The following is a 6,624-nucleotide window of genomic DNA, read 5'->3' on the forward strand; positions in this document are numbered from 1 at the left end:
GGTACGCCAGTTAAGTTTGGCTTTTTTAAATTGTTTACGTGATTTAGCATGTGTTTCATTGATAGCCTGTAAGGTCTGACTGTGTAATCCTAAATACTCACCGCTTCCTTTGGTGTACTCACTTAGATCATAAGCACTAAAAAACTTACCGGTACGTTTTAGATGCTCAAAACTTAACGCATTGACATAGTTCCACACGAAGTTCACTGAACCGCTTAGACGATTCAGCTCTTTTATGTGTTTGTTTTTAATGCGTAGCTTGAGTGTTTTCATATGCTTAGTATGGCAAGATTAATTTTAGCTTACAACCCTTTAACGACTTCTTACGACAGTGTGTGTCGCCTTATATCCACCCCCTAAAGTGGGTGGTTTTACGGCGACTGGTGATAAAAAGGATTTACTATAACCATGTCAAAAATTATATATACCAAAACAGATGAAGCCCCTGCCCTAGCCACTCAGTCTTTTTTACCTATCGTTGAGGCTTTTACCGACACTGCTGGAATCGAGGTTGAAGTCAGTGATATCTCTCTAGTGGCACGTATCCTCGCCCTTTTCCCAGATTACTTAAGCCCAGAGCAGCGAGTACCAGATGCTCTTACTGAACTGGGGGAGCTGGTGTTAAAGCCGGAAGCCAATATCATTAAACTGCCCAATATCAGTGCCTCTATCCATCAGTTAAAAGCCGCTATCAAAGAGTTACAAGACAAAGGCTTTGCGGTGCCAGATTTCCCAGACAATCCACAGAATGAGAAAGAACAAGAGATTCGAGCACGCTTTGATAAAGTCAAAGGCAGTGCGGTTAACCCAGTACTACGTGAGGGGAACTCAGATCGCCGCGCACCAAAAGCAGTTAAGGCTTATGCCCGTGCCAATCCCCATTCTATGAAACCTTGGAGTTCTGACTCTAAGACCCACGTCTCTACTATGGCCCATTGCGACTTCGTTGATGATGAGAAGTCGGTCGTTATCGATAAACCCACCCAATATCGTGTGGTATATACCGATGAAAAGGGCACTGAGACTGAGCTAAAATCGGCGGCGCCCTTACTTCAAGCCGAGCTGATGGACACCTCAATTCTATGTTTTGATGTGCTGAGTAATTTCTTACAAGAACAAGTTCAAGACGCCAAAGACAAAGATTTATTATTCTCCATTCACTTAAAAGCCACCATGATGAAAGTCTCAGACCCCATTATCTTTGGGGAGGCGGTGCGGGTTTATTTTAAAGACTTGTTTACTAAGCATGGAGAAACCTTTAACAAGATTGGAGTGGACGTTAATAACGGCTTTGCCCAATTGCTATCGAAAATTCAAGATCTACCCGAACAGCAGCGAAAAGAGATTGAGGCGGATATTCAAAAGGTCTATCAGGCCAACCCTCCCCTAGCTATGGTCGATTCAGACAAAGGCATTACTAACTTGCACGTACCTAGTGATGTGATTGTTGATGCCTCCATGCCAGCGATGATTCGTAATGGCGGGCAAATGTGGGGCCCCGATGGCAAGCTACACGATGTCAATGCCATCATCCCAGACAGCAGCTATGCTGCCCTTTATGATGAGACCATTCGCTTCTGTAAGGAGCATGGTGCTTTTGATCCCGCTACCATGGGTACTGTGCCCAATATTGGCCTTATGGCACAAAAAGCGGAAGAATACGGCTCGCATGACACCACCTTCCAAATGCCTGGCAAAGGAAAAATTCAGGTGATTGATGAGGAAGGCAAAGTGCTTACCGAACATGCGGTGAAAGAAAAAGACATTTGGCGTATGAACCGCGTTAAAGATGCCCCTATTCAGGATTGGGTAAAGTTGGCTGTGACCCGTGCCCGAGCGAGCGGTATGCCGGCCGTCTTTTGGTTAGATAAAGACCGAGCTCACCATGCTGCTTTAATTGAAAAAGTTGAGTGTTATCTTAAAGATCATGATACTGACGGCTTAGAAATTCATATCATGTCTATTCGTGAAGCGACTCGCTTTACTCTAGAACGCCTAATTGCTGGCAAAGATACCCTATCGGTGACAGGTAACGTCCTACGCGACTATCTCACTGACTTATTTCCTATTCTTGAGCTGGGCACCAGTGCCAAAATGCTGTCTATCGTTCCGCTGATGAATGGCGGCGGCTTGTTTGAAACTGGCGCTGGCGGCTCTGCCCCTAAGCATGTGCAGCAAGTATTACAAGAAAACCACCTACGCTGGGACTCTTTAGGTGAGTTTTTGGCACTGACGGTCTCTTTAGAGCATGAGGCAGAATACGGCAGTGATCACAACCCAAAAGCTCAGATATTGGCTGACGCTTTAAGCGAAGCTACTGAAAAACTACTGCTTAATAATAAGTCCCCTTCACGAAATGTGGGTGAGCTGGACACCCGAGGTAGTCATTTTTATTTGACCCTGTACTGGGCACAAGAGCTGGCCAATCAAGATAAAGACCAAGATCTTAAGCAAAGATTTGCTACTTTTGCTAAAACATTGGCCGAACAGGAAGAAACCATCATTGAAGAGCTTAATGCGGTTCAAGGAAAGCCTGTGGATTTAAAAGGTTACTACTTCATGGATGATAATATCGTTAAGCAGGTGATGCGCCCCAGCAAAACCTTTAATGAGGCTCTAGTGGCTTTATAATCAGCTAGCTTCTTATTAAGCTTTTACTACAAGTAAGACACCCTAATGCTATCCGCTTTAGGGTGTCTTTTATTTGCTAAGCTTTGGCTCATGATAGAATAGTCCCATTCGCTTTTAACACTCAATTCTTAAGATATTAGTCCCCTTATGACTTCAGTTATTTTATTTAACAAACCTTATGGCGTACAAAGCCAGTTTAGCGATGACGCCAATAATAAATTTGCCCCTTTATCACAGTTTTTTACTGATAAATCACTGCGGGTGGCAGGTCGTCTTGATGCCACCAGTGAGGGACTATTGCTTTTAACCTCAGATGGCCGGGTCAACAAAGCCATCACTCATCCGCCCAAAGCCAACGCTGGTCGTAAGCAAGGTAAGACTTATTTGGTTCAAGTAGAAGGTGAGCCAACCGTAGAGCAGTTAAAGCAGCTACGCCAAGGCGTTGTGCTTAAAGATGGCAAAACCTTGCCCGCTGAAGTTCAGCACGTGAGCGAAGAAGCCTTACCTATGCCATTATGGCAGCGAGATCCTCCAATTCGCGAGCGAAAAAGTGTCCCAGACTCTTGGCTTATGATGACCATCTATGAGGGCAAAAACCGACAGGTAAGACGCATGACAGCCCATGTTGGACTGCCTTGTCTGCGTCTGATCCGTTGGTCTGCTGCCGGTTTTGAACTGGGGGATTTGGTAGTAGGAGAATTTGTCCGAGTCCACCTAAATAAGGCTCGCTTGGCACAGTTGGGTATTGATTAACCCTGAACCTGCTCCTTCTGATGAGCCTCTTCCCATAGCACTTCAACTGGGTTTTGACGACGCTCGTAGTGAGTCACAAAAATCACAGAGGCTATAATTAATGCGGAGCCCACCCACAGCATACCTGGCGGCACCCAGCCAAAGACGATAAAGCCCGCCAAGACATTTAGCGGCAGTTTGATATGATCAAACGGCTGCACAAAGGAGGCATCTGCTACCGAATAGGCCTTAGCGATGGCCCATTGAGCAAAAGCGGTAAGGGCTCCGATAGTGACCAATAGCACCCAAACCTGCCAATCGTTTGGTAGCTCGAACTTGGGTAGACCAAATACTAAGTTAAAGGGCAACATCAACACTAGCAGATAAAAAACAAGCGTGGTTGGGGTATCACGGCTCACAGTGAATTTGGTCATTAAAGAGGCACTTGCCCAAAAGAACGCCGCCGCTACCGGTAATAAACTGGCCCACATAAACCCATCTGACCACGGCTGTAATACCAGCATAGCGCCTATAAACCCAACCAAAGTCGCAAACCAGCGCACCATGCTCACTGACTCACGCAATATAAGCCCTGAGCCGACCGTCGCAAATAAAGGCGATACCATTAGTAAAGCAATGCCTTGCCAAATGGGCACGGGATAAGCCAGTGCCCAAGTCCAAAGCTGGATACCAATCACTGAAAAACCCACCCGTATCACATGCAGTAGTCGAAAATCTGAGGTTACTGCTGAACGAATGGCACCGGTGCGCATTAGGGGCAAAAAGAGCAACAGTGCAATACCATATTGTAGTAGCACTGCCGCCCCAGAACTTACACCATAATTAATCCCTAAATACTGCAACGTTGTATTGATGATTGCAAACATACTGCCGGCTGCAACCATCCAAAAGGCGCCCTGTAAGGGCTGATGATAAGACATAAATTATGCTTCTAATAAAATGAGCAATGAGGGTTTAATGATAATTTAATAACGCAGACTGAAAGTAAGCGATGACTATTTCACAAAACCTGGGCTTAACCAATCCTCATAACCGGACGCACCTAGACTCAAACTGACTTTTTCTAGGCTAGGATTGGCAGTAACCCCGGATTGAGTTGTATTTGCCACCTCAAAAGTCATTAGCTCATCACGGCGGAAAGCATGACAGGTCACTGACTCAACCTTTGATTTTGCCACGCTTTGTAGCTGTTTTTTGGTTGCCTTAATCCCATCAATCGCCACAATCATATCTTTGGCAGAAATGCCGGCTTCGCTGGCCACACTATCTCGTAAGACTTTAGTGACTTGCAAGCCTTCGCTGCTCTCGCTAAAGCTAATACCCCAAGCCTGCGTATTGTCTTTACTGTCTTCAGTAATCTTGATGCCATTGGCCTCAAGTAGCTCATAAATAGGCAGCTCTTCTACGCCATCGACATATTTAGCTTTAAAGTCTTGCCAAACCGTTTTATCCATAAACTGGCTAATAACCGCTTCTAAGTTATCGTTGTCCATACCAATACGGATACGATTTCCGGCCTCACCTTGCTCTTTGGCCAGTTGATAGAAAGCTTTGACCACATCGAATAAACGGTATTGGCCATCACTATGCTGCATCAAGATCAAATCCAAACATAGGGCTACCAAAGCACCTTTGTTGTAGTAGCTGATGCCAGCATTGCCAGTGTTTTCATCGGCGCGGTATAACTTAATCCAAGCGTCATAACTGGACTCAGCCACACTTTGTAACGCCCGACCATGGGTCTGGGTGTAGCGGTTAATCTGAGATTGCAACAGCTTTAAATAGCTGTCTTTACTGACCACACCGGAAGCCTGAAGCATAAAGTCATCAATATAAGAGGTAAAGCCCTCAAATACCCAAAGTAGTGGCGTATAGACCTCTTTGCGTAAATCAACGTTCATCATCACATCAGGGCGGACTGTTTTTACCCACCATGAGTGAAAGTATTCATGGCTACACAAACCTAAGAAGCGTTGGTAACTCTCACTAGGCTCATCAGCTTCTGCCGCTGTGGGTAGATCTGTACGCGGGGTAACCAGACTGGTTGAGTTGATGTGCTCAAGACCGCCATAGTCGTTGCCACTGGCATAGGTCATAAAGGTATAGCCGTCATAATCTTTGCCACCAAAAGGCGCATCGCCCAACCAATTGACAAAGGTCTGGCAAATTTGTTGTACATCGCGCTGTAATCTGCCCAGATTGGCACTGTGCTTACCTGAAATATAGAAGCGATGCGCAATGGTGTTGTGCTTATGATCCTGAACAATAAAGTCGAACTCATCCTGCGGCGCAATCTCAAACGGATAATCAATCAGCTCGTGATAGTTTTCAGCTTGCAAATGATAATAGTGGGTATTGTCACTGTGGATATAAGTGGGCTTTAAACCGCACGCTATTTTGACTGTCTTATCTTTTTTATCGGTATTATTAAGGTTATTAAGCTCATAAAAATTCTGAGGCACACTTAATGTCACTGAGACAGAGTTGTGCTCTAACCCTTCAACAGCCAAAGCTAGCGAAGTAAAATTACCATAAAGACGGGTCTGGTCCACGTAAGCGGTCCGCACTGACAGGTCATAGCAGTAAACCTCATAAGTGACCTGTAATTTATCCCCCGCTTTCACCTCTGTAAGTTGCCACTCGTTCTTACTAAGCTTAACTGCTCTATACTTATCTTTTGAGCTGTCTTCTATAGAGCTGTCATCCTGATCGGCACGTTGATAATGTACAGCAGTAATATTCCGAGCAAACTCACGCATTAAATAGCTACCGGGTATCCAAGCCGGTAACCATAGGGCTGGCGAGTCCTGCTCAGCGGTAAAGCTCAAGGTAACATCAACCAGGTGCTGTCTAAAACGGCTAAAATCTAAGTGGTAATCAACAGCATCAGCGCTTGAATGAGTGGCATTGTTAGAATATGAAGATTGGGGAATACTCTGCAAAGTGGTCATAGTTGGTGTTTATATCCATGATAATGAATTTAAATTGAGGACTTTCTTTGATAAAGCATAAGGATTAAAGTTTTCTTATCCTTACTTAGTCTAACTTTTTTGTTAACAGTAAGCTTAATTTTCATAGTAGTTATACCAATTCTAAAAAATAACACTCAAGTCGCACCACTCCCGCTGAGTGATAGACCTGATTAAGTTAGTCTCATTACACACTGCATTCCAAGCGTCACATGCCGCATCGACAATCGCATCATAACTCTCAAAACAGCGATTAGACAACCAATGCTGT

General features: G+C 44.8%; 4 protein-coding genes and 1 pseudogene. 2 read left to right on the forward strand and 3 right to left on the reverse strand.

Annotation, left to right across the window (positions count from 1 at the left end):
* Positions 1–273, reverse strand: a pseudogene (locus A1019T_RS00925) (RNA-guided endonuclease InsQ/TnpB family protein); the annotation flags it as partial.
* 135 nt (positions 274–408) lie between these two features.
* On the opposite strand from A1019T_RS00925, the gene A1019T_RS00930 reads away from it, so the two are divergent.
* Positions 409–2,631, forward strand: a complete 2,223-nt coding sequence (locus A1019T_RS00930; protein ID WP_208608005.1) for an NADP-dependent isocitrate dehydrogenase — start codon at positions 409–411, stop codon at positions 2,629–2,631.
* A gap of 147 nt (positions 2,632–2,778) precedes the next feature.
* Positions 2,779–3,384, forward strand: a complete 606-nt coding sequence (locus A1019T_RS00935) for a pseudouridine synthase (protein WP_077450011.1) — start codon at positions 2,779–2,781, stop codon at positions 3,382–3,384.
* Here A1019T_RS00935 and A1019T_RS00940 read toward each other — a convergent pair.
* Together A1019T_RS00940 and A1019T_RS00945 are read right to left on the reverse strand one after the other, a co-directional pair.
* Positions 3,381–4,304, reverse strand: a complete 924-nt coding sequence (locus A1019T_RS00940) for a DMT family transporter (protein WP_077450012.1) — start codon at positions 4,302–4,304, stop codon at positions 3,381–3,383. The genes A1019T_RS00935 and A1019T_RS00940 overlap by 4 nt on opposite strands.
* 75 nt (positions 4,305–4,379) lie before the next feature.
* The gene (locus A1019T_RS00945; RefSeq protein WP_077450013.1) at positions 4,380–6,335 is read right to left on the reverse strand and encodes a M61 family metallopeptidase; all 1,956 of its coding nucleotides are present in this window, start codon (positions 6,333–6,335) and stop codon (positions 4,380–4,382) included.
* Positions 6,336–6,624: the final 289 nt, after the last annotated feature.

The sequence above is a fragment of the Psychrobacter piechaudii genome (genome assembly GCF_900162825.1).
Classification (GTDB): domain Bacteria; phylum Pseudomonadota; class Gammaproteobacteria; order Pseudomonadales; family Moraxellaceae; genus Psychrobacter; species Psychrobacter piechaudii.